Source organism: Pseudomonas sp. HS6-2, from assembly GCF_049325675.2.
GTDB classification, from domain to species: domain Bacteria; phylum Pseudomonadota; class Gammaproteobacteria; order Pseudomonadales; family Pseudomonadaceae; genus Aquipseudomonas; species Aquipseudomonas putida_N.
Genome location: NZ_CM143906.1, coordinates 4,417,145 through 4,442,011 on the forward strand (window position 1 = coordinate 4,417,145; position 24,867 = coordinate 4,442,011).

At 62.8% G+C, this 24,867-nt stretch carries 22 protein-coding genes and 7 tRNA genes; 6 read left to right on the forward strand and 23 right to left on the reverse strand.

Annotated features, from left to right (window positions below; translation table 11 throughout):
- Positions 1-95: 95 nt before the first annotated feature.
- The 11 genes from ACOKS3_RS20565 to gltX all read right to left on the reverse strand — a co-directional run bounded on the left by ACOKS3_RS20565 (position 96) and on the right by gltX (position 5,602).
- Positions 96-1,067 (reverse strand): tRNA dihydrouridine synthase, encoded by a 972-nt coding sequence (locus ACOKS3_RS20565; protein ID WP_422763035.1) that lies wholly within the window; start codon positions 1,065-1,067, stop codon positions 96-98.
- A gap of 50 nt (positions 1,068-1,117) precedes the next feature.
- Positions 1,118-1,552 carry an acyl-CoA thioesterase gene (locus tag ACOKS3_RS20570; protein WP_085675562.1) on the reverse strand — a complete coding sequence of 145 codons (435 nt, stop codon included), beginning with the start codon at positions 1,550-1,552 and terminating at the stop codon, positions 1,118-1,120.
- Between the two features lie 43 nt (positions 1,553-1,595).
- The gene (locus tag ACOKS3_RS20575) at positions 1,596-2,423 is read right to left on the reverse strand and encodes an alpha/beta fold hydrolase (RefSeq protein WP_103466517.1); all 828 of its coding nucleotides are present in this window, start codon (positions 2,421-2,423) and stop codon (positions 1,596-1,598) included.
- Between the two features lie 24 nt (positions 2,424-2,447).
- Entirely contained in the window at positions 2,448-2,987 is a 540-nt protein-coding gene (locus ACOKS3_RS20580; protein ID WP_103466515.1) for a TetR/AcrR family transcriptional regulator, read from the reverse strand.
- A 173-nt stretch (positions 2,988-3,160) separates the two neighbouring features.
- Positions 3,161-3,236: transfer RNA gene (locus ACOKS3_RS20585), tRNA-Glu, on the reverse strand.
- A 42-nt stretch (positions 3,237-3,278) separates the two neighbouring features.
- A tRNA-Ala gene (locus tag ACOKS3_RS20590) sits at positions 3,279-3,354 on the reverse strand.
- A 62-nt stretch (positions 3,355-3,416) separates the two neighbouring features.
- Positions 3,417-3,492: transfer RNA gene (locus tag ACOKS3_RS20595), tRNA-Glu, on the reverse strand.
- 42 nt (positions 3,493-3,534) lie between these two features.
- Positions 3,535-3,610: transfer RNA gene (locus ACOKS3_RS20600), tRNA-Ala, on the reverse strand.
- A gap of 53 nt (positions 3,611-3,663) precedes the next feature.
- Positions 3,664-3,739 (reverse strand) — tRNA-Glu (locus ACOKS3_RS20605).
- 72 nt (positions 3,740-3,811) lie between these two features.
- Positions 3,812-3,887: transfer RNA gene (locus tag ACOKS3_RS20610), tRNA-Ala, on the reverse strand.
- Positions 3,888-4,120: 233 nt separating this feature from the next.
- Complete coding sequence (gene gltX, locus ACOKS3_RS20615; RefSeq protein WP_103449723.1) at positions 4,121-5,602, reverse strand: glutamate--tRNA ligase; 1,482 nt, start codon at positions 5,600-5,602, stop codon at positions 4,121-4,123.
- Positions 5,603-5,745: 143 nt separating this feature from the next.
- On the opposite strand from gltX, the gene ACOKS3_RS20620 reads away from it, so the two are divergent.
- Positions 5,746-6,801 (forward strand): HlyD family secretion protein, encoded by a 1,056-nt coding sequence (locus ACOKS3_RS20620; RefSeq protein WP_103449722.1) that lies wholly within the window; start codon positions 5,746-5,748, stop codon positions 6,799-6,801.
- The gene (locus ACOKS3_RS20625) at positions 6,791-8,341 is read left to right on the forward strand and encodes an MDR family MFS transporter (RefSeq protein ID WP_463581454.1); all 1,551 of its coding nucleotides are present in this window, start codon (positions 6,791-6,793) and stop codon (positions 8,339-8,341) included. Before ACOKS3_RS20620 ends, ACOKS3_RS20625 begins: the two co-directional genes overlap by 11 nt.
- Before the next feature lie 133 nt (positions 8,342-8,474).
- Here the strand turns inward: ACOKS3_RS20625 and uvrB are convergent, their stop codons facing one another.
- A complete protein-coding gene (uvrB, locus tag ACOKS3_RS20630; RefSeq protein ID WP_103449720.1) occupies positions 8,475-10,490 on the reverse strand; it encodes an excinuclease ABC subunit UvrB in 2,016 nt (671 codons plus the stop codon).
- 287 nt (positions 10,491-10,777) lie between these two features.
- On the opposite strand from uvrB, the gene ACOKS3_RS20635 reads away from it, so the two are divergent.
- The 3 genes from ACOKS3_RS20635 to ACOKS3_RS20645 all read left to right on the forward strand — a co-directional run bounded on the left by ACOKS3_RS20635 (position 10,778) and on the right by ACOKS3_RS20645 (position 13,520).
- On the forward strand, positions 10,778-11,974 hold the full coding sequence (locus tag ACOKS3_RS20635) for an amino acid aminotransferase (RefSeq protein WP_103449719.1): 1,197 nt from the start codon (positions 10,778-10,780) through the stop codon (positions 11,972-11,974).
- Positions 11,975-12,036: 62 nt separating this feature from the next.
- Positions 12,037-12,112: transfer RNA gene (locus tag ACOKS3_RS20640), tRNA-Asn, on the forward strand.
- Between the two features lie 124 nt (positions 12,113-12,236).
- Positions 12,237-13,520, forward strand: a complete 1,284-nt coding sequence (locus ACOKS3_RS20645; protein ID WP_374755334.1) for a nucleoside deaminase — start codon at positions 12,237-12,239, stop codon at positions 13,518-13,520.
- Here the strand turns inward: ACOKS3_RS20645 and ACOKS3_RS20650 are convergent.
- The 5 genes from ACOKS3_RS20650 to ACOKS3_RS20670 all read right to left on the reverse strand — a co-directional run bounded on the left by ACOKS3_RS20650 (position 13,493) and on the right by ACOKS3_RS20670 (position 16,982).
- Positions 13,493-13,924, reverse strand: a complete 432-nt coding sequence (locus ACOKS3_RS20650; RefSeq protein WP_181004547.1) for a cupin domain-containing protein — start codon at positions 13,922-13,924, stop codon at positions 13,493-13,495. The genes ACOKS3_RS20645 and ACOKS3_RS20650 overlap by 28 nt on opposite strands.
- A gap of 103 nt (positions 13,925-14,027) precedes the next feature.
- Complete coding sequence (locus ACOKS3_RS20655; protein WP_103449718.1) at positions 14,028-14,588, reverse strand: DUF1285 domain-containing protein; 561 nt, start codon at positions 14,586-14,588, stop codon at positions 14,028-14,030.
- Positions 14,589-14,598: 10 nt separating this feature from the next.
- On the reverse strand, positions 14,599-15,204 hold the full coding sequence (locus tag ACOKS3_RS20660) for a DUF4823 domain-containing protein (protein ID WP_085675552.1): 606 nt from the start codon (positions 15,202-15,204) through the stop codon (positions 14,599-14,601).
- A 66-nt stretch (positions 15,205-15,270) separates the two neighbouring features.
- Positions 15,271-16,239: a GTP 3',8-cyclase MoaA gene (locus ACOKS3_RS20665; RefSeq protein WP_103449717.1), complete on the reverse strand. Its 969-nt coding sequence runs from the start codon at positions 16,237-16,239 to the stop codon at positions 15,271-15,273.
- A gap of 107 nt (positions 16,240-16,346) precedes the next feature.
- The gene (locus ACOKS3_RS20670) at positions 16,347-16,982 is read right to left on the reverse strand and encodes a TetR/AcrR family transcriptional regulator (protein WP_011532895.1); all 636 of its coding nucleotides are present in this window, start codon (positions 16,980-16,982) and stop codon (positions 16,347-16,349) included.
- A gap of 71 nt (positions 16,983-17,053) precedes the next feature.
- Here ACOKS3_RS20670 and ACOKS3_RS20675 point away from each other — a divergent pair, with 71 nt between their 5' ends.
- Positions 17,054-18,187, forward strand: coding sequence for an aminotransferase class V-fold PLP-dependent enzyme (locus ACOKS3_RS20675; RefSeq protein ID WP_103449716.1), 1,134 nt, complete (start codon positions 17,054-17,056; stop codon positions 18,185-18,187).
- A gap of 1,013 nt (positions 18,188-19,200) precedes the next feature.
- On the opposite strand, the gene ACOKS3_RS20680 is transcribed toward ACOKS3_RS20675, so the two are convergent.
- The 6 genes from ACOKS3_RS20680 to fabF are packed head-to-tail and all read right to left on the reverse strand — an operon-like array spanning position 19,201 to position 24,826.
- Positions 19,201-19,983, reverse strand: a complete 783-nt coding sequence (locus tag ACOKS3_RS20680; protein ID WP_103449714.1) for a TatD family hydrolase — start codon at positions 19,981-19,983, stop codon at positions 19,201-19,203.
- A gap of 30 nt (positions 19,984-20,013) precedes the next feature.
- Entirely contained in the window at positions 20,014-21,000 is a 987-nt protein-coding gene (locus tag ACOKS3_RS20685; RefSeq protein ID WP_103449900.1) for a DNA polymerase III subunit delta', read from the reverse strand.
- Complete coding sequence (tmk, locus tag ACOKS3_RS20690) at positions 20,993-21,625, reverse strand: dTMP kinase (RefSeq protein ID WP_103449713.1); 633 nt, start codon at positions 21,623-21,625, stop codon at positions 20,993-20,995. Before tmk ends, ACOKS3_RS20685 begins: the two co-directional genes overlap by 8 nt.
- A 9-nt stretch (positions 21,626-21,634) precedes the next feature.
- Positions 21,635-22,762, reverse strand: a complete 1,128-nt coding sequence (gene mltG, locus ACOKS3_RS20695; protein ID WP_422763034.1) for an endolytic transglycosylase MltG — start codon at positions 22,760-22,762, stop codon at positions 21,635-21,637.
- A 4-nt stretch (positions 22,763-22,766) separates the two neighbouring features.
- Positions 22,767-23,582: an aminodeoxychorismate lyase gene (pabC, locus tag ACOKS3_RS20700; protein ID WP_103449711.1), complete on the reverse strand. Its 816-nt coding sequence runs from the start codon at positions 23,580-23,582 to the stop codon at positions 22,767-22,769.
- Entirely contained in the window at positions 23,582-24,826 is a 1,245-nt protein-coding gene (gene fabF, locus ACOKS3_RS20705; RefSeq protein WP_103449710.1) for a beta-ketoacyl-ACP synthase II, read from the reverse strand. Before fabF ends, pabC begins: the two co-directional genes overlap by 1 nt.
- Positions 24,827-24,867: the final 41 nt, after the last annotated feature.

Genomic DNA, 24,867 nt, shown 5'->3' on the forward strand with positions numbered 1-24,867 from the left:
GTCGGATCGCCGCACCGCCGCTCCTGCAGGATGCGCACAATCCTCAGGTTTACGGTGATCCTGTAGGAGCGTGCTTGTCCCGCGAAAGGGCCGGATCAGGCGACACAAGACTCGAAGGAGATCGCGTCGACCCCAAGCAACCGACTAATCCGCGCGCAATCATCCTCACGCCGCAACTCGGCAAACAGCACCACCGCCTCGGGATAACTGCGGGTCAGCATCGCCAGCCACTGCTTCATCCGCCCCGGCGCATAGCGCGGCGACAGCTTGGCCTGGGCCTGGCGCCAAAACTCCCGCAGCAGCGGCAGCAAGTCATCCCAGCTCATCGGCTGGTATTCGTGCCCGTCGCGCGCGGCAGCGATCTGCAAGGCCAGGTCCGGGCGTGACACCAGCCCGCGCCCCAGCATGATGTCTTCAGCACCGCTGACCTCGCGGCAACGCCGCCAGTCGTCGACGGTCCAGATTTCACCGTTGGCGAACACCGGCACACGTACCACATCCTGCACCCGCGCCACCCACTCCCAGTGAGCGGGTGGCTTGTAACCTTCAACCTTGGTCCGCGCATGCACCACCAGGTGCGCCGAGCCGCCTTCGGCCAAGGCCGTGGCACAGTCCAGCGCTCCATCCGGGCTGTCGAAGCCCAGGCGCATCTTGGACGTGACCGGGATATGCGCCGGCACCGCGCGGCGCACTTCACGGACGATGGCATGCAACAGCTCCGGCTCCTTGAGCAGCACCGCGCCGCCACGCGACTTGTTCACGGTCTTGGCCGGGCAGCCAAAGTTCAGGTCGATTACCGGCGCGCCCAGTTCGCAGGCCAACGCGGCGTTCTCCGCCAGGCATACCGGGTCCGAGCCCAACAACTGCACGCGCATCGGCACGCCAGCGGCCGTGCGGGCACCCTGGCGAAGCTCAGGGGCGAGCTTGTCGAACGAGGACGCTGGCAGCAGGCGGTCGCACACGCGGATGAACTCGGTGACGCACCAATCGATGCCGCCCACTCGGGTCAGGACGTCGCGCAGGATGTTGTCGACCAGCCCCTCCATGGGGGCCAGGGCAATTTGCATGTCTGGGTCTCGGCGGAAAAGGCGGCAGTCTAGCAAAAAATGCTGCCGCTTCAGCTGCCGATCAGCGCCGGCCCGTAACCGTCGAGGAACTCCGCCGGCATGCGCTTGGGCTTGCCGCTGGACAGTTCGATGCAGGCGAAGGTGGTCTGCGCACGCAGCAAGGTCACGCCATCGCGTGGGCGCTTGAGCTGGAAGCGACGAGTCATGCGCAGGCGCTGGTCCCAGTCGATGATCCAGGTGGCCAGTTGCAGCTCATCATCCTCGTAGCCCGCAGCGAGGTAGTCGATTTCGTGGCGCACCACCGCCATGGCCCGGTCCAGGCGCCGGTATTCGGCCAGGTCCAGGCCCAGGCGCTGGGAGTGGCGCCAGGCGCAGCGCTCCAGCCAGGTGACGTAGACCGCGTTGTTGGCGTGGCCGAGGCCGTCGATGTCCTCGCTACCGACGCGCAGGTCGATGATGAATGGCGTTGCCAGGTCCCAGCTCATGCCCGCTCCCAATATCAGTGAACGGGCCGAGTGTAACGGATGTTCAGGCACTCTGCCGCGAAGGTTCACGGGCCAACAGCTCCAGCACCGCCTCACCCAGGCGCGGATCAGCCAGCACGCGTTGGTGCCCCCCCTCCTGCAGCAGCATCAGTCGGCTGTCGAACCAGGCCTTGTGGATGACCTGCGCCTCACTAGCTGGCACCAGCGCGTCGTCCGCGGCATGCACCACCAGCCCCGGCAGCTCCAGCTGGTAGCCACTGACATCAAGGCGAGCAATCTGCATGCCGACATCCCGTTCTACCTGGCGTATGAATGCCGCCCTTGCCCGCGCCGGCATGCCCAGATGGTGAGCAAAGCCGCGCAACACGCCCAGCAGCTGCGCTGGCGCGGCAATGCTGACTGCAGCCTCGGCACGCAGCCCCATCTGCAGGGCCAGCATGACACTGGCGCCGCCCATGGAATGACCGATCACGGCGCGCAGCGGCGGCAGCTCGGCGGCCGCTTCCAGCAACGCCCGGGCAAACAGCACCACATGCGCCTGCTGGCCGGGCGAGCGTCCATGGGCCGGGCCCTCCAGCGCCACCACCGTGTGCCCTGCCTGCACCAGGGTTTCGATCAGCGCCGCAAACTGGGTTGGGCGCCCTTCCCAACCATGCATCAGCAACACTGTCGGCCCACTGCCCCAACGCAAGGCCGACAATCCGAAGCGCAAGGTGATGCGCTCGGCACTGGCCAGCAGCGGCAGCTCCCATTGCCGTGGCGGCAGGTTGCGCGGGGTCATGAAGGCACGGCGCATCTTGCCGGCGATGTGTTCGGGGGCCAGTCGGCCCAGGGTGCCATTTACGCCACGAATCCAGCTCAGGGTAGTCATCGCCTTGCTCCAGGATCAGGGGTATCAGAGAACTGCCGACTTGGCGGCACGCAAAATGCGATCAGACAATTCGCCCGGGCCCAAGGCCCGCGCCAGGGCCAGGCCGCCGATCATCAGCGCCAGGTCAGCCAAGGCTTTGTCGGCGTCTTCCGGGCGGTCGACCATGGCCGCCGCCATCAGCTCGATATGCTCGGCCAGCACCTCACGGAAGGCTTCGGGCAAGCGCTGCATCTCGCCAAGCGAGTTGGGCAGCGGGCAGGCACGCACTTCAGCGTCACGGTGCTTGCGCGACAGGTAGAAGGCGCTCACCAGGGCCCGACGCCCTTCCCCATCCAGGTTCGGATCGACCTGGGCAAGCAAGGCACGGCGCTCATTCAACAGCTGGCGGAAGGCCTCGAGCATGAGCTCATCCTTGCTCTCGAAGTGCGCATAAAAACCGCCAACGGTCAGGCCTGCGGCACCCATCACCTGGCTGACACTCGGCTCGGCCGGGCCGTGCTGGATCAGCGCACTGCGGGCCGCTTCGAGAATACGCTCGCGGGTCTTGCTCTTCTTGTCGCTCATTCGGCGGCTCACCTTGAGAAATATGATGATCGAAATATTATTCTCATAATATTTTTTGGCAAGCAGAATTTGCCACCACTTGTCGGCGCCGAAATTTTTGGGAAGGGAGAAAAACAAAAGGCTCATTCAATAAGCGAATGAGCCTTTAAAGTCCCGCAAAACGCGGGTAAAAATGGCGTCCCCTAGGGGACTCGAACCCCTGTTACCGCCGTGAAAGGGCGGTGTCCTAGGCCACTAGACGAAGGGGACGTAACCTTCGCGAAGATCCGATCAATCGAACCCTGGCAGAATTGGTGGAGCTAAGCGGGATCGAACCGCTGACCTCCTGCATGCCATGCAGGCGCTCTCCCAGCTGAGCTATAGCCCCGAAACAAAGACCCATTCAATATGCGAACGAGCCTTTTAAGTCCCGCAAAACGCGGGTAAAAGTGGCGTCCCCTAGGGGACTCGAACCCCTGTTACCGCCGTGAAAGGGCGGTGTCCTAGGCCACTAGACGAAGGGGACGTAACCTTCGCGAAGATCCGATCAATCGAACCCTGGCAGAATTGGTGGAGCTAAGCGGGATCGAACCGCTGACCTCCTGCATGCCATGCAGGCGCTCTCCCAGCTGAGCTATAGCCCCGGATTTCTAGCCTCTCGGCCCAGCGACATCGTGAAACATCGCTTGTGCAAAGCTGGCGTCCCCTAGGGGACTCGAACCCCTGTTACCGCCGTGAAAGGGCGGTGTCCTAGGCCACTAGACGAAGGGGACGAACCTTCTTACCTTCAAGACCCGGTTGCTGGACCCGGTCTTGCTCGACAGCCTTGGCTGCCAAGCGGAATTTGGTGGAGCTAAGCGGGATCGAACCGCTGACCTCCTGCATGCCATGCAGGCGCTCTCCCAGCTGAGCTATAGCCCCACAATGTCGCTTTGAACAGAAGCGCTGGCTGGGTGCCTGGCGTTTCGTTTTCGTTCATCGCTGTGGACGGGGCGCATATTAAGATCGGATTGCAGGGCTGTCAAACTAAATTTTGAAAATATTCAAAATTTTTTTCACAGATAACAATCACTTACCGCCCTGCCCCGCTATCGCGGGGTATTCGCTGCTGCCGGAGCAGGCAAGCCCGCTCCGGCAGCAGACATGGAAAAGCCTCAGGCGATGTTGGCCAGCAGCTTTTCCCATTCCTTGTTTTCTTTCTTCGACACACCACCGAGCAGGTCCAGGGCCTGGCGCAGGCGGTAGCGAGTCAGGTCAGGGCCGAGGATTTCCATGGCGTCGAGCACCGACACCGAGCTGGCCTGGCCGGTAATGGCGGCGAACATCAGCGGCATGGCGTCACGCAGCTTGAGCTCCAGCGCTTCGACCACGGCCTGGATGCAGCCGGTGATGCGCTCTTTCTCCCACTGACGCAGGCTTTCCAGTTTCCACAGGATCAGCTGCATCACCTGGCGCACCTGGTCGGCGGACAGCTTCTTGCTTTCGAACAGCTTGGCATCGAGCTTGAGCGCGCCTTCGAAGAAAAAACCACCCAGCGGGGCGATCTGGCTGAAGGTCTCGACCCGGCCCTGTACATGCGGGGCAATCTTCATCATGTAGTCGCTGTTGAACGCCCACTGCTGCACGCGAGCGGCGAACTCTTCCACCGGCAGCTCACGCAGCCACTGGCCGTTGAGCCAGGACAGCTTCTCGATGTCGAAGATCGGGCCACCCAGGGAAATGCGCGACAGGTCGAAGTGCTCGACCATCTCGGCCAGGGAGAACTTCTCGCGCTCGTCCGGCATCGACCAGCCCATGCGGCCCAGGTAGTTGAGCATGGCCTCGGGCATGAAGCCCATGCGCTCGTAGAAGGTCACCGACGTCGGGTTCTTGCGCTTGGACAGCTTGGACTTGTCCGGGTTACGCAGCAGAGGCATGTAGCACAGCTTCGGCTGTTCCCAACCGAAGTACTCGTACAGCTTGATCAGCTTCGGCGCCGACGGCAGCCACTCTTCGCCACGCAGGACGTGGGTGATACCCATCAGGTGGTCGTCGACCACGTTGGCCAGGAAGTAGGTCGGCAGGCCGTCGTTCTTCATCAGCACCTGCATGTCCATGCGGTCCCATGGGATTTCGACGTCGCCACGGAGCATGTCCGGCACCACGCAGATGCCTTCGCTCGGCACCTTCATGCGGATCACGTGCGGCTCGCCAGCAGCCAGACGGCGCTGGACTTCTTCTTCGCTCAGCAGCAGGGCACGGCCGTCGTAGCGCGGGGTTTCACCACGGGCCATCTGCTCGGCGCGCATCTGCTCCAGCTCTTCGGCGGTGCAGAAACAGTAGAAGGCGTGGCCGGCATCGACCAATTCCTTGGCGTACTTGGCGTAGATCTCGCCACGCTCGCTCTGCCGGTACGGGCCGTGCGGGCCACCGACATCCGGGCCTTCGTTCCATTCGATGCCGAGCCAGCGCAAGGCGTCGAAGATCTGCTGTTCCGACTCGCGCGTGGAGCGCAGCTGGTCGGTGTCTTCGATACGCAGGATGAACTCACCGCCGTGCTGCTTGGCAAAGCAGTAGTTGAACAGGGCGATGTAGGCGGTGCCGACATGGGGGTCGCCAGTGGGCGATGGCGCGATACGCGTGCGAACGGTGGTCATGGAGAGTCTCGAACGAAAGATGAAACAAAGGCGGGATGTTAGCAGGGAGCAGGCACCGGGCTCCAGCAATGGCGCGAACGTCACTTGTCGGCTGGCCATCTGCCGCTGTTAAAATTACTTACATTTCTGGAACGATAGTCCTCATGCCTGCCCAACTCAAACGCCGCCTGGCGATCTTCTTCACCCTGGTGGCCATCATTGGCCTCGCCTTCCTGGCCGAGTGGTATTTCAAAGGCCGCTTCTTTGAGAGCACCGACAACGCCTACGTGCAGGGCGAAATCACCCGCATATCCAGCCAGCTTGGCGCACGCATCGACGAGGTGCGGGTCGACGACAACCAGCACGTGAACAAGGGTGACCTGCTGGTGCGCCTGGAGGCTGCCGACTTCGAACTGGCCGTGGAGCGCGCCCGGGCCGCCCTGGCCACCCGCGAGGCCGAATATGCCCAGGCGCAGAGCCGCCTGACCCAGCAAGGCAGCCTGATCGCTTCCAGCCAGGCCCAGGTGGCGGCCAATCAGGCCACCTTCGACCGCTCGCGCCTGGACCTGAGCCGCGCCGAAAAGCTGCGCAAGCCTGGTTTCGTCTCCGAAGAACGGGTGACCACCCTGTCGGCAGACAGCCACGTGGCCGGCTCTCAGGTCGACAAAGCCCGCGCCGACTTGCAAAGCCAGCGCCAGCAAATCAATGCCCTGAATGCCGACCTCAAGCGCCTCGACGCGCAGATCGCCAATGCCCGCGCCGACCTGGCCCAGGCCGAACTGAACCTGACCCGCTGCGAGATCCGCGCACCGCTCAACGGCACCATCGGCCAGCGCAATGCCCGCAATGGCCAGGTGGTGCAGGCCGGCGCCTACCTGTTGTCGATCGTGCCCGATGAAAACATCTGGGTGCAGGCCAATTTCAAGGAAACCCAGATTGGCAAGATGCAGCCCGGCCAGCGCGCCGAGCTGCTGTTCGACAGCTACCCCGACACGCCGATCGAAGGCCGCGTCGAGAGCCTGTTCGCCGCTTCCGGCGCGCAGTTCAGCCTGCTGCCGCCGGACAATGCCACCGGCAACTTCACCAAGGTGGTGCAGCGTATTCCGGTGAAACTGACCTTCGCCGCCGACAATCCGCTGCACGGGCGCATTCGCCCGGGCATGTCGGTCACCGCTACCGTCGACCTGCGCCGCGAAGACGAAGGCCACGATGGCCGGTGATCAACTGCTGCGCCCGACTGCGGAGCCAAGCCGGCGCGACTGGATCGCGGTGATGAGCGTGATGCTCGGCGCCTTCATGGCGGTGCTGGACATCCAGATCACCAACTCTTCGCTTAAGGACATCCAGGGCGCGCTGTCGGCGACCCTGGAGGAAGGCTCGTGGATTTCAACCTCGTACCTGGTGGCGGAGATCATCATGATTCCGCTGACCGCGTGGCTGGTGCAGCTGCTGTCGGCACGGCGCCTGGCGGTGTGGGTATCCGGGGGCTTCCTGCTGTCCTCGCTGCTGTGCTCAATGGCCTGGAACCTCGAGAGCATGATCCTGTTCCGCGCCCTGCAGGGCTTCACCGGCGGCGCACTGATCCCGCTGGCGTTCACCCTGACCCTGATCAAGTTGCCCGAGCACCACCGCGCCAAAGGCATGGCCATGTTCGCCATGACCGCCACTTTCGCCCCCTCGATCGGCCCGACCCTTGGCGGCTGGCTGACCGAGAACTGGGGCTGGGAATACATTTTCTACATCAACATCCCGCCTGGGCTGGTGATGATCGCCGGCCTGCTCTACGGATTGGAGAAGAAGGAAGCGCACTGGGAACTGCTGAAAAGCACCGACTATGCCGGCATTGTCACCCTCGGCGTGGGCCTGGGCTGCCTGCAGGTTTTTCTTGAGGAAGGCCACCGCAAGGACTGGCTGGAGTCCAACCTGATCGTCGGCCTGGCGACTATTGCCCTGATCAGCCTGATCACCTTCGTCATCCTGCAGCTTTCCAAGCCGCACCCGTTGATCAACCTGCGCATCCTCGGCAACCGCAATTTCGGCCTTTCGAGCATTGCCAGCCTGGGCATGGGCGTGGGGCTTTATGGGTCGATCTACCTGCTACCGCTGTACCTGGCACAGATCCAGGGCTACAACGCCCTGCAGATCGGCGAGGTGATCATGTGGATGGGCATTCCGCAGCTGTTCCTGATTCCGCTGGTGCCACAGCTGATGAAGGTGATACCGCCCAAGCTGTTGTGCGCCCTCGGCTTCTGCCTGTTCGGTGCCGCCAGCTTCGGTTCGGGGGTGCTTAACCCGGACTTTGCCGGGCCGCAGTTCAACCATATCCAGATCATCCGCGCCCTAGGCCAGCCGATGATCATGGTGACCATTTCGCTGATCGCCACGGCGTATATCCAGCCTCAGGATGCCGGGTCGGCTTCGAGCCTGTTCAACATCCTGCGTAACCTGGGCGGTGCGATCGGTATTGCCTTGCTGGCGACCCTGCTGGATGCGCGGACCAAGGTGTATTTCGATTACCTGCGGGAGTCGGTGGTGCCGAGCAACCCCCAGGTGGCCGAACGGTTGGCGCAGCTGGCGGAGCGGCTGGGCAATGACAATGCGGCGCTGGGCAAGTTGAGCGAGATTGCCCACCAGCAGGCGCTGATCATGGCCTACAACGATGCATTTCACTTTGTCGGGATCGGGCTGGCGGTGAGCATGGTGGCGGTGCTGTTGACCCGCAAGCTGCCGGAGGGGTTGAAGGCTGGTGAAGCCCACTGAGTTTTGTATTGCCCGTACCGGCCTCTTCGCGGGACAAGCCCGCTCCTACAGGACTTCACCTACCTCAAGAACGGTGCGCTACCTGTAGGAGCGGGCTTGCCCCGCGAAGGGGCCAGTACAGACAGTCAAGTAATCAGCTGGTGATCAGGCGCTCGCGCAGCTGGGTAATCTCGTCACGCAGCTGGGCGGCGGCTTCGAACTCCAGGTCGCGGGCAAACTGCATCATTTTCTCTTCCAACTGCTTGATGCGCTTGGTGATCTCGCCCGGCGTACGCAGCTCGGCCTCGTAACGAGCGCTCTCCTCCGCTGCCTTGGCCATGCCCTTGCGCTTCTTGCTGCGCGCGCCGGGCACGGTGGCGCCCTCCATGATGTCGGTGATGTCCTTGACCACACCCTTAGGCACGATGCCGTTGGCCTGGTTGAAGGCGATCTGCTTCTCGCGGCGCCGTTCGGTCTCGTCGATGGCGCGCTGCATGGAACCGGTGATGTTGTCGGCATATAGGATCGCCCGACCATTGAGGTTACGCGCGGCACGGCCGATGGTCTGGATCAGCGAGCGCTCGGAACGCAGGAAGCCCTCCTTGTCGGCATCGAGAATCGCCACCAGCGATACCTCTGGCATGTCCAGGCCCTCGCGCAGCAGGTTGATACCCACCAGCACATCGAAGGTGCCCAGGCGCAGGTCGCGGATGATCTCGACGCGCTCCACCGTGTCGATGTCCGAGTGCAGGTAGCGTACCCGCACGTCGTGGTCGGCCAGGTAGTCGGTGAGGTCTTCGGCCATGCGCTTGGTAAGCGTGGTGGCCAGTACCCGATCGCCCTGAGCGACGCGCTTGCGGATCTCCGACAGCAGGTCGTCGACCTGGGTCAGCGCCGGGCGCACTTCCACCTGAGGATCGACCAGGCCAGTCGGGCGCACCACCTGCTCGACCACGCGACCTGCGTGCTCTGCTTCGTAGGGGCCCGGGGTGGCCGAGACGAAGATGGTCTGCGGGCTGACATCCTCCCACTCGTCGAAGCGCATCGGCCGGTTGTCCAGCGCCGACGGGAGGCGGAAGCCGTATTCGACCAGGGTTTCCTTGCGCGAGCGGTCGCCCTTGTACATGGCGCCGACCTGCGGAACGCTGACGTGGGACTCATCGATTACCAGCAGCGCATCGGGCGGCAGGTAGTCATAGAGCGTGGGCGGCGGCGCCCCGGCCGGGCGCCCGGACAGGTAACGCGAGTAGTTTTCGATGCCGTTGCAGTAACCCAGTTCGAGAATCATCTCCAGGTCGAAACGGGTGCGTTGCTCCAGACGCTGGGCTTCGACCAGCTTGTTGGCCTTGTGCAGATATTCGAGCCGGTCCTTCAGCTCTTCCTTGATGCCCTCTACCGCCTCCAGCAGGGTTTCCCGCGGGGTCACGTAGTGGCTCTTGGGGTAGAAGGTGAAGCGTGGCAGCTTGCGGAAGACCTCGCCGGTCAGCGGGTCGAAGGCGGCGATATTCTCGACCTCGTCGTCGAACAGCTCGATGCGGATGGCCTCCAGGTCGGATTCCGCTGGAAAGATGTCAATCACGTCGCCACGCACACGGAACGTGGCGCGGGCGAAGTCCATCTCGTTGCGGGTGTACTGCAGGTCGGCCAGACGGCGCAACAAGGCGCGCTGGTCGAGTTTGTCGCCGCGGTCGACATGCAGGACCATCTTCAGGTAGGTCTCTGGGCTGCCCAGGCCATAGATGCAGGACACGGTGGTGACGATGATCGCATCGCGCCGTTCCAGCAGCGCCTTGGTCGCCGACAGGCGCATCTGTTCGATGTGGTCGTTGATCGAGGCGTCTTTCTCGATGAAGGTGTCCGACGACGGCACGTAGGCCTCTGGCTGGTAGTAGTCGTAGTAGGAAACGAAATATTCCACCGCGTTGCTCGGGAAGAACGCCTTGAACTCGCCATACAGCTGCGCCGCCAGGGTCTTGTTCGGCGCCAGCACCAGAGTCGGCCGCTGCACCTGCTGAATGACGTTGGCGATGCTGAAGGTCTTGCCCGAACCGGTCACCCCAAGCAGGGTCTGGTGCGACAGGCCTGCCTCAATGCCCTCGACCATCTGGCGAATGGCTTCGGGCTGGTCGCCGGCCGGCTGGAAACGGGTGACGAGCTGGAACTCGGACATGACGGACCTCGCGGTAACGCAGTAACTGTAAATTTAGCCAGTAGTCTATACCCAATTGCGCCCGCCAGGGACCGCAATCTAGGCCAAGCTGTGAGCGCGCATTACGGTGGACCCGGCAATTCGACCAATGGTCGAAAAATATTTGCGCAAATAACCGGAAAACCTGCGCCAAGCTGTCGCAGTGACCGGTCGGTATCACTATACTGACTCCCCGTTTGTGCACCGCTTCAGTGCATTCGGCTGGAGCGTGTACGCCCTATCACTCTCCAATCAGAGCCGAAGTAACAATGAGCCTGTTTTCCGCTGTCGAGCTGGCACCCCGCGACCCTATCCTGGGCCTCAACGAAGCATTCAACGCCGACCCACGTACCGACAAGGTCAACCTGGGCGTAGGCGTCTACTGCAATGAGGAAGGCCGCATTCCGCTGCTGCGCGCCGTGATCGAAGCCGAGACCCAGCGTGCTGCCCAGCACGCCTCGCGCGGCTACCTGCCGATCGATGGTATCGCCACCTACGACCAGGCCGTGCAGAAACTGCTGTTCGGTGCCGAATCGCCACTGCTGGCCGCTGGCCGCGTGGTCACCGTGCAGGCCGTTGGCGGCACTGGCGCTCTGAAGATCGGTGCCGACTTCCTCAAGCGCATTTCGCCGAATGCCGTGGTGGCCATCAGCGACCCAAGCTGGGAGAACCACCGCGCGCTGTTCGAAAGCGCCGGCTTCCCGGTACAGAACTACCGCTACTACGATGCCCCGAGCAACGACGTCAACCGTGCCGGCATGCTCGAAGACCTCAACGCCCTGCCGTCCGGCTCGATCGTGGTACTGCACGCCTGCTGCCACAACCCGACCGGCGTCGACCTGACCCTGGACGACTGGAAAAACGTTCTGGAAGTGGTCAAGGCCAAGGGCCACGTGCCATTCCTCGACATGGCCTACCAGGGCTTCGGTGACGGCATCGGCGAAGACGCCTTCGCCGTGCGCCTGTTCGCCGAGTCAGGCATGGAGTTCTTCGTTTCCAGCTCGTTCTCCAAGTCGTTCTCGCTGTACGGCGAGCGCGTCGGCGCACTGTCGATCGTCACTGCCTCGAAGGACGAGAGCACCCGCGTGCTGTCGCAGGTCAAGCGCGTGATCCGCACCACCTACTCCAACCCGCCGACCCACGGCGCGACCATCGTCGCCACCGTGCTCAACAGCGCCGAACTGCGCCAGATGTGGGAGGCCGAGCTGGGCGAGATGCGCGAGCGCATCCACGGCATGCGCAAGCAGATGGTATCGCTGCTGGCCGAATACGGCGCCAACCGCGACTTCAGCTTTGTCGGCCGCCAGGTGGGCATGTTCTCCTACTCGGGCCTGACCGTTGAGCAGGTTGCCCGCCTGAAGAACGATTTCGGCATCTACGCCCTGGACACCGGTCGCATCGCCGTCGCCGCGCTGAACCAGAGCAACATCCACGTGGTCACCAAGGCCATCGTTGAAGTGCTGTAACTGATTGATTTGTCAGGAGGTCGCTTGACTTCCTCCTGGCAATCGGTAAGATACGCACAGATTCCGCGATAGCTCAGTCGGTAGAGCAAATGACTGTTAATCATTGGGTCCCTGGTTCGAGTCCAGGTCGCGGAGCCAAACACTGAAAAACCTCCAGTTGCGCAAGCACTGGAGGTTTTTTGTTGCACTTCTTTTTACCCCTGTCGGCACAACGCTGCTGTATCGTCCACGTTCACTCGACGACCGCAGAGCCTCGATCAGCGTGAACGATATTACTCACAACGCCCAGCAAGCGGTTGCGATTGCCGCCAAGCAGGCGCTACTGGCAAGCCGACAAGCAACATTCGCAGTGGGTGGATGCATCATCGAAAACGCCACCGGCAAGGTTTTGGTCGCCCTGCACAACAGCGTGCTCAAGCCTTTCCCGAACAGCGAGGCGCAGCCTGCCTTCAGGCTCCATGACCCAACCGCCCATGGCGAACGGCGCCTGATCGACTGGTATTACGAAAATCAGCAGCGCCTGGCCCTGCCCTCCCCTCACGCGCTGACCTTGGTAACCACGCTCGACCCCTGCGCCATGTGCGCGGGGGCCTTGCTAACAGCCGGTTTCAATGTCGCGGTCAGCGCTCTGGACACCTTCGCCGGCATCAACCACAACGCCTGCTTCAACTTTCCCGGCCTACCTGCGGCACTGCCAAAAGTCGCGCAAGCCACCTGGGGCTACTACGCGATTGAAGCGCCTTTGGAGCGGGAATATGCGGGCCCCCTCGCAGGCCCGATCTACGCAGGCGAACACATCGAAGCCGCGACCGCCAGCCTGACCAGCTCTCTATTCGAAACCAGTGTGAATACGGTCCACGATGAAAGCAGCTCTGCCGGCCTGCCTCCGTCTGAACTAAAGGACCCGAGCAATCTCCCGCCGCATAGCAAGGTGCGCCAAGCCTTGGCCAACCTCAGCCCTTGGAGCCTACGTAGCAAAAGTGACAATCCCCGCCTTGCCGGACCAGAGCTGGCCCAACCCCTGCTAGAGACGGCCAGCCAGGCGGACACCTTCAATGCAGTCGCGTTGCTCGATCCATTCGGCAACCTGCTGTCATGCCTGGGCGGCAGCGAGAAGCGCTCGCCCATTCGCAGCGCATTCATGGAAACGACCCGCAGCTATGCGGCCCTGCGCTGGACCTTGATGAACCATGTCGACCCACTGGTCCGCAACGAAGCGGCGGAGCACCTGACACATCCGCGTCACTGCACATTCGTCATGCTTGTCTTTCCAGACCCGACTGGCAGCGAAGCGGTCATGACCCTTGGCGCCTATGGATCCACCGTGGAGCGCAACACCGCACCGTCCTTCCCTTCCAGCCTGCAGTACGTGTTGCTGCCAGCGGGCCGGACGGGCAAAGAGGTCGCTCGACTCGCACAGAACCTGCCGCCTTTCTACACCCACAACGTACAGCTCGCGCCAAGCCAGGTATGGGACAAAGCACTGGTGCGAGCTGTATGCAGCAAGCTGTGTCACGCTCAGCGCGCTGATTTCGCCCCGGAGTAGGGCAAAGTGACTGGCTTGCCTTCATCCACCAGGCTCCATACCAGCAACTTGGCAGGCCGGGACTTGCTGGCATTGCGCGATACGCTGTGCACGGTGCCGGGTGCTTCGTACCAGTACTCACCGGCCTTGTAGGTCTTTTCCTGCTCGTCGTTGAGTTTCGATACCACCGCACCTTCCAGTACATAGGCCATGACCGCCCCCGGGTGCTGGTGGGCGGGCGAAGCCTGCCCGGGGGCATAGCTGACCGTGAGCATGACAGCGCTCTTGCCCGGGGCATTCGAGGGCTGTTGTTGCTGCAGGATTTTCACCTGGTCAGCGGCGTCGCCGTGCGCCCAGACAGGGGACTGAAGACCGAACAGGCCAGCGGCAATGAGCAAGGCAAAAGAAAATTTGGCAGATTTCACGGGCGTACTCCTGATTGGCAAGTGCCTGCAGGTTAGGCCCAGTGGCACAGGACACAAACGGCCAATCAAGAGAAAAAGCAGGGGGCCAGTCGGGAACGCGCGCTCAACAATTGCGCCCGATCGGGTAAAACACACCATGGCTCCATACCCCGAGCCATTCCTCGCCATCGATCACCCGCGGCACCGCCAGGTCGACCAGCTGGTAGAACACATTGCGATGGATCAATGCCTCAAGATTGCTACGCATCAGCACATAAGGCGCCGGCTCCTGGGTCTCCGGATCGATCTCGACCCGCAACGGGTTCTGCGGCCCCGCTTCGGCCTGATCCTCGACATTGCTGGTAAAGCGCAGCACCTGCGCCTCACCACTGCCCAGCACCTCAAGCGTGACGGCCACGAATGGCGCATCATCGACGCGGATACCGACCTTCTCCACCGGGGTGATCAGGAAATAATCATCGCCATCGCGGCGAATGATGGTGGAGAAAAGGCGAACCATCGGTTTGCGCCCGATGGGCGTACCCAGGTAGTACCAAGTACCATCGCGGGCAATACGCATGTCGATATCGCCGCAGAAATCCGGGTTCCACAGATGCACCGGCGGCAGCCCCTTGTGCTTGGGAATCTGCGCCAATAGATCGTTGGCCTTGCCGGAATCCGTCATATCCCTACCCTCACTCGCTCATGCCCAGAAGGCTACGAGCGTACTCGCGCATCGGTGCGCCAAGCAAATCCTGGGGCGACTGGTCGTGGAACGTCAACAAACCGCCGCGGCTCTTTATCCGCGCGGTGTCGATCAGGTAACGAGTGTTGGTCTCGATCAGCATCATCTGCACCACGCCGGTATCCCAACCCAAGCGGTCGACGGCCTGCTCGTCATACCATTCGTCGCCATTACCGATACGGTCATCCGTGCGGGCGAAGCGCGTATACAGCACATAGTCGGCGCCCACCGACCGGGCCTGGGCAATCGCTTCTTCAAGGCCCAGCGGCCCTTGGGCGCGACGCACCAGCGGGAAGTACTCGACGAAACTCTTGAAGGCCTCATCGGCCACGGCATTCTGCTTCGGCACCGGGCCTTTGCCTGGCGGCATGAACGCGCCCTGGCCGATGAAGATGAACGAATCCGGCTGTAGGCGAATCGACAAGGTACGACGGGTATCGCTGTGGTCCAGCAAGCCGGCATCGCTCATGTGGTAACGGACGCCCTCGCCCATATCGCTGACATTCATGCAACCGCCCAACGCCATCAGCGTCAGCAGCAAGACCAGGCTACGCATCTTTCCTCCAATGGCCGGTGACGAAAAACCGGCGAATAGCCGGCGGATGCAGCTTTTGCGCCAGCTTCAGCCGCCAATGACCTTCATCACCGTCACCCCCCCGGAAAACGCAAGTTCCTGCTTGTCTGCCAAGGCTTTTACCAGCAGCCGCTGCAAACCAGGCAGCGCCTGATGACGAGGTTTTTCCAGCAGGTCGCCGACAAAGTGGCGATTGCCGGAAGACAGGCAGCCGTGCAGCCAGCCGGTAGAGGACAGGCGCAGGCGCGAGCAGGTTCGGCAGAACGGCACGCTTTCATTGGCGATGACGCCGAAATAGCCCTGACCCGGGATCTGGTAGCGCAGCGCCGTGGCATCCAGCGGTGCGTCGACCTGCTGGTAGCCATGGCGGCCGCCGATCACATCAAGCAATGCATCGAGCCCGACAAACTGTTGCAGGAACGCATTGTTGTCCCGTGCCAGGTGCCCCATGCGCATCAGTTCGATAAAGCGCAGCTCGAAACCACGCGCCATGCAGTAGTCGAGCATCGGTAGCACTTGATCGAGGTTTTGCCCACGCATCGGCACCATGTTGACCTTGATCCGCATGCCCATGGCACTGGCCTGGTCCATGCCTGCCAACACGCTGGCCAGATCACCGCCACGGGCGATGCGGCGGAATGCTTGGGGATCGAGGGTATCGAGGGAGACGTTCAGGCGACGAATGCCAGCCGCCTGCAGCTGCGGCAGCTTGCGAGCGAGCAATTGCCCGTTGGTGGTCAGCGTGATGTCATCAAGGTCGAGCTTCGCCACCGCCGCCAGAAAGGCATCCAGCCGAGGGCTGACCAATGGCTCGCCACCGGTGATGCGCAAACGCTCGATGCCGGCAACTTCAATGAGGTAGGCCACCCCACGCGCCAAGGTTTCCGCCGACAGCTCATCCTGGGCTGCGACCAGGCGCTTGCCATCTGGCACGCAGTAGCTGCAGGCGTAGTTGCAGGCAGCCGTCAGGCTGACGCGCAGATTGCGAAAACGCCTGCCTTGACGATCGACGATCATGAATGACTCCGGCATGGATGAATCGGGGCTGGCAAAACTTAACTCATGGTTCAAGTTTTTGCAAGTCCCCATTTCACGCCAGGCTCACCCGGTGACGACGAATGCCTTCAGTTGGCGGCTTCCGGATCACGCTTGCGCTTGTTGCCCATGCGCACGCCGATATCCATGAGGAACTGGAAGAAGCCTTCCTGATCCTCCAGCACGTTGCTCCAGAACGGCGAGTGGTACAGCGCCACGGCGCCGTGCACCAACGCCCAGGCGGCGCAGTAGTGGAAGTACGGTGGCACGTCTTCGAGCTTGCCTTCGCTGATGCGTCCCTTGATCAACTGGGTCAGGCGGTCGAAGTTGGAAGCGCGGATGCTGTGCAACTGCTCGACCATTTCCGGCACCTGGTTGCCCTTGACCACCTTCTCTTCCAGGCGATCGAACAGCCGGTAGCGCTGCGGGTCACGCATACGGAACTCGAAGTAGGCGCGCGACAGTGCCTCCTTGTCGCGGTCGACATCGGCCGAGTGCAACAGCTCGTTCAAGTCACGCTCATAATCGAGCATCAGGCGCAGGTAGATTTCCGCCTTGGACTTGAAGTGCTTGTAGATCGTGCCTTTTCCGATACCCACGGCGTCGGCGATCATCTCGACGGTGACGCTGTCTTCACCCTGTTCGAGGAACAGCTTTAGCGCTGTATCGAGGATTTCCTGTTCGCGACGGCGAAACTCACGGACCTTACGAGGTTCTTTCTGCATAGGAAGGACTGGATGACATTGAAGCGGTTTATTATGCCTAACTTGCAGCAAATTGCACGGATCATCCAACCATGTCTATGTTTCACGATGAGTTCGAACAGGCACCGGGGCTGCGATACCTGAACCATGCGGCCATCGCTCCCTGGCCGCGTCGGGCCAGCGAGGCCGTGGCGCGCTTTGCACGGGACAACGTGCGTCAGGGCGCGAGCGGATACCCGACATGGTTGGCCACCGAACGCAGGCTGCGGGAAAGGCTCGCGCGCCTGGTCAACGCCCCCACCTGGGCTGACATCGCGCTGGTGAAGAACACCTCCGAGGCGCTTTCACTGGTTGCGTTCGGCCTCGACTGGCAAGCCGGCGACCAGGTGGTGATCAGCGACGAGGAGTTTCCCTCCAACCGTATCGTGTGGGAAGCATTGCGCGAGCGCGGCGTGGTGGTGTCCGAGGTGAGCCTTGCCGGGCCAGACCCGGAAGCAGCGCTGCTCGCGGCCTGCGGCCCGCTTACGCGCCTGCTGGCCGTGAGTGCCGTGCAGTTCGCCAGCGGCCTGCGCCTGGACCTGCCTCGCCTCGGTGAGGGCTGCCAGGCCCGCCATGTGCTGTTCTGCGTCGATGCCATCCAGCAGATTGGCGCCCTGCCCTTCGACGTGCAGCGCTACCAGTGCGATTTCGCCATGGCCGACGGCCACAAATGGATGCTCGGGCCCGAGGGCCTGGGCTTGTTCTATTGCCGCGCTGCTTTGCGCCCACAGCTTAGGCTGCATGCCTATGGCTGGCATATGCTCGAGCATCTGGGCGACTTTGATCGCCGCGAGTGGCAGCCGGCAGGAAGCGCCAGGCGTTTTGAAAGTGGCAGCCCGAACATGTTGGGCGCGTATGCCCTGGAGGCCAGCCTGTCATTGCTGGAGGAAATCGGCATGGACGAGGTCGGCCGGCAATTGCAGCTGCGGGTCGAGCAACTGCTTCAGGGCCTGGCCGGTATTCCTGGGGTATACCTGCATAGTCCCGCAACCCCGGAAAAACGGGCGGGTATCGTTACCTTCAGCCTTCTGGGGCAGGACAGTGCGGCTGTCTATCGATGCCTGCTGGCGGAGCAGACAATATGTGCACTAAGAGGGCCAGGTATACGATTTTCGCCACATTTCTACACCAGTGATCAGCTGATCGACGAAACTGTCCAGCAAGTACGGCGTCTGGCCATGCGCTGAGGGAGGAAGGGACGGCGGCCGTATTCCAAATCTGTTTAAAAAACGAACAGAGAAGCACTGGCACTGTGCCAAACCTGACCAATACTTGAAGTGTTGGCGCGGCGCATCCCCCCCAAGTGGCGCGCCGATAAAGGTGCTCAGGGACCGCGTACCTTTGTTTTACTCCTAATGGTCTTAACCCGGATTCCCCCCCCAGAACCCGGGTTTTTTTTGCCCAGGACCAGCCGCCAGGCTCTGGCTCTGGCTCTGGCTCTGGCTCTGGCTCTGGCTTTTGATTTTGCTTCTAAGCGCGCGATAGTTCAGGCAACGCGAAATGCGACTTCAGGAGGCCGAGCGCAGGCGTCTGGAGGGCCAGGGTGCGCAGCACCCCTTCGGCGTAGCCGAAGGCGCGAGATGTAGACTTGCGCAGCAAGTCGTAGGCCGCGCGGGCCCGGAAGGCGCCGGAGCGAGGGGACCCCGGAGCGCAGCGCAGGGGCCGGATGATGGGAGCCAGCGTTTTTTGGTTACTTTTTGTCGCGTTTGACAAAAAGTGACCCGCCGTAAGGGCGGAAAGGTGACTGTGCGTCGCCATAGCAAATGAATGTACTCGACTGAGTCAAAACCACCACAGTCGAGCTTTTGGCTTTTGGCTTTTGGCTTTTGGGAGTGGGCTTTCAAATCAGGTCTACATTCATTCGCCAGGGTGGCGCTGAGTCACCTTTCCGCCCTTACGGCGGGTCACTTTTTGACTGGGCAAAAAGTAACCAAAAACCCCGGCTCCCATCATCCGGCCCCTGCGCTGCGCTGCGGGGTCCCCTCACTCCGGCGCCTTCCGGGCCCGCGCGGCCTACGACTTGCTGCGCAAGTCTACATCTCGCGCCTTCGGCTACGCCGAAGGGGTGCTGCGCACCCTGGCCCTCCAGACGCCTGCGTTCGGCCTCCTGAAGTCGCACTCACCGTCGCCTGAACTATCGCGCGCTTAGAAGCAAAAGCAAAAGCAGAGCAAAAGCAGAGCAAAAGCGATTGGTCTGGATTCAGGCCACTCGCGCCAGCGGGAACAGGCGCTTGAAGTTGGACGTGGTTTGCTCTGCCAGCTGCTCGTAGCTGACCCCACGCAACGATGCCACATACTCCGCCACCTCCCGCACATACTGCGGCAGGTTCGGCTTGCCACGATGCGGGATCGGTGCCAGGTAAGGTGAATCGGTTTCCACCAGCAGGCGGTCGACCGGCACCTGCCGCGCCACCTCGCGCAGGGCATCGGCATTGCGGAAAGTGACAATGCCGGACAACGAGATGTAATAGCCCAGGTCCAGCGCCGCCTTGGCCATGTCCCAGTCTTCGGTGAAACAATGCAGCACGCCCGCCTGAGGCAGATTCGCTTCACGCAGCAGCGCCAAGGTATCGGCCCGCGCCGCACGGGTGTGCACAATCACCGGCTTGCCAGTCTGACGCGACGCCTCCAGGTGCAGGCGGAACGATGCCTGCTGCAACTCGGCAGCCTCCGGTTCGTAGTGGTAGTCCAGCCCGGTTTCGCCAATCGCCACCACATGCGGGTGCGCCAGCTCACGCAGCAGCCACTCCAGCGCCGGCGTCTCGCCTGGCGCCAGGTCCAGCGGGTGCACCCCCACCGAACAGTCGACATCGGCGTACTGCTCGCTCAGCACCTTCACCGCCCCGGCATTTTCGGCACTGACGCCAATGCACAGGAAATGCCCGACCCCGCGCTCACGCGCCGCCTGCAGGGCAGCATCGAGGGAACCCTGGTGGGCGCTCAGGTCAAGACGGTCGAGATGGCAATGGGAATCTACGAGCATGGCAGGCGGCACACATGAAAAGATGGAAAATCAGCGGGAACCCGGCAGCTGTACCCAATGGGCCAGCAGCGCTTCCAGCAGCAATACACGATTGAGGTTGGCTTTACCGAGCACCTTCTGGCGCTGCTCGAGGATCCACGCCTGGACCTCCAGCACCTTGCCCTGACGGGCCTTCTGCGCCAGGTACTGCACCACCTTGCGCATGTCGGCCAAGCCCAACCCCTCTTCATCCTGGGTCAACTGGTAACGCAGGATCAGGTGCGACCAGTCGCAGAACCAGTCGAACAGCAGCAACAACGGCACACTGCTCCAGGCCTCGGCCAGCTGGCTGGGCGATTGCTGCTGCTTGAGCAGCTTCTTCACCCCGTCGGTCACCAAGGCCCGCTGCTCACGCACACCTTGCGCTTGCAGGCTGACCGCCATCAGCGGCGAACCGGCAGCCAGCGTCAGCAGCTCCTCGCGCTCGGCCTCGTCGCTGTCGGGCAAGGCCGTGGCCAGCCACGCCTGGCTCTGCGCCATGCTCGGCTGCGGGCAGACAACTTGCTGGCAGCGGCTCTTGATCGTCGGCAACAGGCGGCTGGGCTGGTGACTGACCAGCAGCAGCACGGTATCGCCCGAAGGCTCTTCCAGGCTCTTGAGCAAGGCGTTGGAGGCATTGACGTTCATCGCCTCGACCGGCTCGATCAATACCACTTTACGCCCGCCCAGCTGCGCCGTCTGCACCACGAACGACACCAGCTCGCGCACCTGGTCGACCTTGATTGGCTTGTCGGCCTCTTCTGGCTCCAGCACGAAGTTGTCCGGGTGGCTACCGGCCTTGAGCAGCAGGCACGACTTGCACTGCCCGCAGGCATCCAACCCCTGCGGCTGCTGGCACAGCAGACGCGCCATCAGCCGCTCGGCCAAGGCGCGCTTGCCGATGCCCTGCGGCCCATGCAGCAGGTAGGCATGGGCGTGCCGGGCACGCCCTGCCAATTGCTGCCACAGCGCCTGCTGCCAGGGGTAGGCCTCAGCCACGGCAACGCCCCACGATGGCAGGCAGCAGCGCATCGATGGCACGCTGTACGGCCTCTAGTGGCTGGGCGGCATCGAGCAGGCTGTAGCGCTGCGGTGCGCCATGGGCGCGTTGCAGATAGGCTTGGCGCACGGCTTCGAAGAAGGCCTGGCCTTCCTGCTCGAAACGGTCCAGGCGACCGCGCGCGGCGGCACGGGCCAGGCCGACTTCCACGGGCAAGTCGAAGACCAGGGTCAGGTCCGGGCGCAGATCCCCCTGGACGAATTGCTCCAGCGCAGCGATACGCTCCACCGACAGGCCGCGACCACCGCCCTGGTAGGCGTAGGTGGCATCGGTGAAGCGATCGCAAAGCACCACCGCACCACGGGCCAGCGCTGGGCGAATCACTTCGGCCAGGTGCTGGGCACGGGCAGCGAATACCAGCAGCAGCTCGGTGTCTGCGGCCATCACTTCCTCGCTCGGCGCCAGCAACAGCTCGCGGACTTTTTCAGCCAGCGGCGTGCCGCCAGGCTCGCGAGTCAGCACCACATCCAGGCCCTGCTCGCGCAAGCGCGCAGCCAGGTAATCACGGTTGGTGCTCTTGCCCGCGCCTTCGGGGCCTTCAAGGGTAATAAACAAGCCGCTCACAGGCAGTCCTTAATGTTGTTCGTCAGGCGTTGGTGCGTCGGCCGGCGCAGTTTCGCTGGCAGGGTCCTGCTCAGCGGGCTCGGCTGCGTCCGCCGGTGCACTTTGCGGCGCCGGGCTGGACCGGTAATCCGCGCGACGCTTGAGCTGAAACTCGCGCACCGCCGAGTTGTGATCGTCCAGGTCATCGGAGAACACGTGGCTGCCATCGCCACGGGCGACGAAGTACAGGCTGGTGCCATCGGACGGGTTGAGCGCGGCATGGATCGCCTCGCGCCCGACCATGGCGATGGGTGTCGGTGGCAGGCCGGCCATGGTGTAAGTGTTGTAGGGCGTCGGTTCGCGCAGGTCGGCGCGGGAAATCCTGCCGTTGTAGCGCTCACCCATGCCGTAGATCACCGTCGGGTCGGTCTGCAGCATCATGCCCAGGCGCAGGCGGCGGACGAAGACGCCAGCGATCTGCCCACGCTCCTGAGGGATACCGGTTTCCTTCTCTACCAGCGAGGCCATGATCAAGGCCTGGTAGGGATCACGGTAAGGCAGGTCAGTGGTGCGCTCGGCCCATTCCTTGGCCAGCACTTCGTCCAGGCGCATGTACGCCTGCTGCAGCAGCTCGACGTCACTCATGCCGCGCACGAAGCGGTAGGTATCAGGGAAGAAGCGGCCTTCAGGGAACACACCGGTGTGGCCGAGCTTGTCCATCACCTCGGAGTCGGAAAGGCCATCCAGGGTGTGTTTGAGCTTTTCATGCTTGGCCACCGCCGAACGCACCTGGCGGAAGGTCCAGCCTTCGACCAGGGTCAGGTTGTACTGCACCACATCGCCACGGCGCCAGACGTCGAACAGGTCTTCCACGGTCATGCCAGGGGTGAGGCGATACTCGCCGGTATGCAACTGGGTGCCGGCCATGTTGAAGCGCCAGTACAGGCGCAGCCAGACGGCATCGTCGAGCAAGCCGTCGGCCTGCATGCGATAGAACATGCGGTTGGGGTTGGTGCCGCTGGGCACGTCGAGCAGGCGCTCTTCGGCAACATGCAGAGGCTGCTCCAGCACCGAGTTGATCTTCCAGGCCGACCAGCCCAGGGCCAGGCCGGCGAGGATCAAGCCCATTTCCAGCAGCAGCAGGAATTTGCGTCTCACGAATTCAGGTATCCAGTAACGTACGGGCAACGGCCTGCAGTTTACGGGTGAGCGGGCCCGGCGACCAGTTCAGCGCGGCAATTCCACGCACGGGCCAGACACCGTAGACACTGTTGCAGACGAACACTTCATTCGCCTGCTGCAGTTCGTCGAATGCGATATCACGCACCTGTACCGCGATGCCCAGCCGTTGTGCCTGCTCCAGCAGGGCACCGCGCATCACGCCGGCTACGCCGCAACGGCTGAGGTCAGCCGTGAGCAGCACGCCATCGCGCACCAGGAACAGATTGCTGTATACGCTTTCGATCACCCTGCCCTGCCCGTCACGCATCAGGCCCTCGGCATGTTCGCTGTCCTGCCATTCGGCACGGGCCAGCACCTGCTCCAGGCGATTGAGGTGTTTGAGGCCGGCCAGTAACGGTTGCTCCCCAAGCCGGGTCTGGCAGGGGAACAGCCGCACGCCGTGCTCGGCATGTTCGACAGGATAGCTGGGCAGCGGGCCGCCCTGGAGGATTCGGCGCGGCGCAGCGCCGGCAACCGGCGCGTAGCCACGCTGGCTGTCGCCACGAGTGAGGACCAGCTTGGCGACACCGTCGCCGAGCTGACTGGCGAAGCGCAGGATTTCATCACGCACCAGCGCCAGGTCGGCGTCGATCATCAGCCGCTGGCAACCCAGACCCAAGCGAGCCAGATGGCCGTCCAGCAGACTGGGCCGGCCACCCCGCACGGCGATGGTCTCGAACAGACCGTCGCCGTAGGCCAGGCCGCGGTTCTGCAAATTGATTGCAGTCGCGGGCTGGCCGTCGATCCAGCTGTGCATCAACCGATGAACCGGCGGAACACCAGCGAACCGTTGGTGCCGCCAAAGCCGAACGAGTTGGACAGTACCACGTCGATCGGCATGCTGCGCGCTTCGTGCGGTACGAAGTCGAGGTCGCAGCCTTCGTCCGGTTCGTCGAGGTTGATGGTCGGCGGTGCCATCTGGCTATTGATCGCCAGCACGCTGAAGATCGCCTCTACCGCGCCGGCAGCGCCTAGCAGGTGGCCGGTCATCGACTTGGTCGAGCTGACCGCGAGCTTGTAGGCATGCTCGCCGAACACGCGCTTGATCGCTGCAACTTCGGCGATGTCGCCAGCCGGGGTCGAGGTGCCGTGGGCGTTGATGTAGCTGACCGCTTCAGGCTGGATGCCAGCATCGCGCAGGGCATTGGCCATGCAACGGGCAGCACCTTCGCCGCTGTCGGGCGGCGAGGTCATGTGGTAGGCATCACCGCTCATGCCGAAACCGACCAGCTCGGCATAAATGGTCGCACCGCGGGCCTTGGCGTGTTCGAGCTCTTCGAGCACCAGCGCACCGGCACCGTCGGATAGCACGAAGCCATCACGGCCCTTGTCCCACGGACGGCTGGCACGGGCTGGCTCATCGTTACGGGTCGACAGTGCACGGGACGCACCGAAGCCGCCCATGCCCAGGCCGCAAGCGGCCATCTCGGCGCCACCGGCGATCATCACGTCAGCTTCGCCGTAGGCGATGTTGCGCGCGGCCATGCCAATGCAGTGGGTGCCGGTGGTGCAGGCGGTGGCGATGGCGTAGTTCGGCCCCTGCAGACCCAGGTGGATCGACAGGAAACCGGAGATCATGTTGATGATCGAACCCGGCACGAAGAACGGCGAGATCCGGCGCGGGCCTTGCTCGTGCAAGGTGCGGCTGGTTTCTTCGATGTTGGTCAGGCCGCCGATACCCGAGCCCATGGCCACGCCAATGCGCTCACGGTTGGCGTCGGTGACTTCCAGGCCAGCATTACGCACCGCCTGGAACCCGGCCGCCAGGCCGTACTGAATGAACAGGTCGAGCTTGCGGGCCTCTTTGGCCGACAGGTACTGCTCAACTTCGAAGCCTTTCACCGAGCCGCCAAAACGGGTGGAGTAGGCAGACAGGTCCGTGTGTTCGATCGGACCAATGCCACTGCGGCCAGCCAGAATGCCCTGCCAGGTGCTCGGTACATCGGTACCCAGTGGCGACAGCATACCCATACCGGTGACCACGACGCGTCTACGCGACACAGTACTCTCCTTTTCTAATCACAGAGTTTCTTGCCATTGCA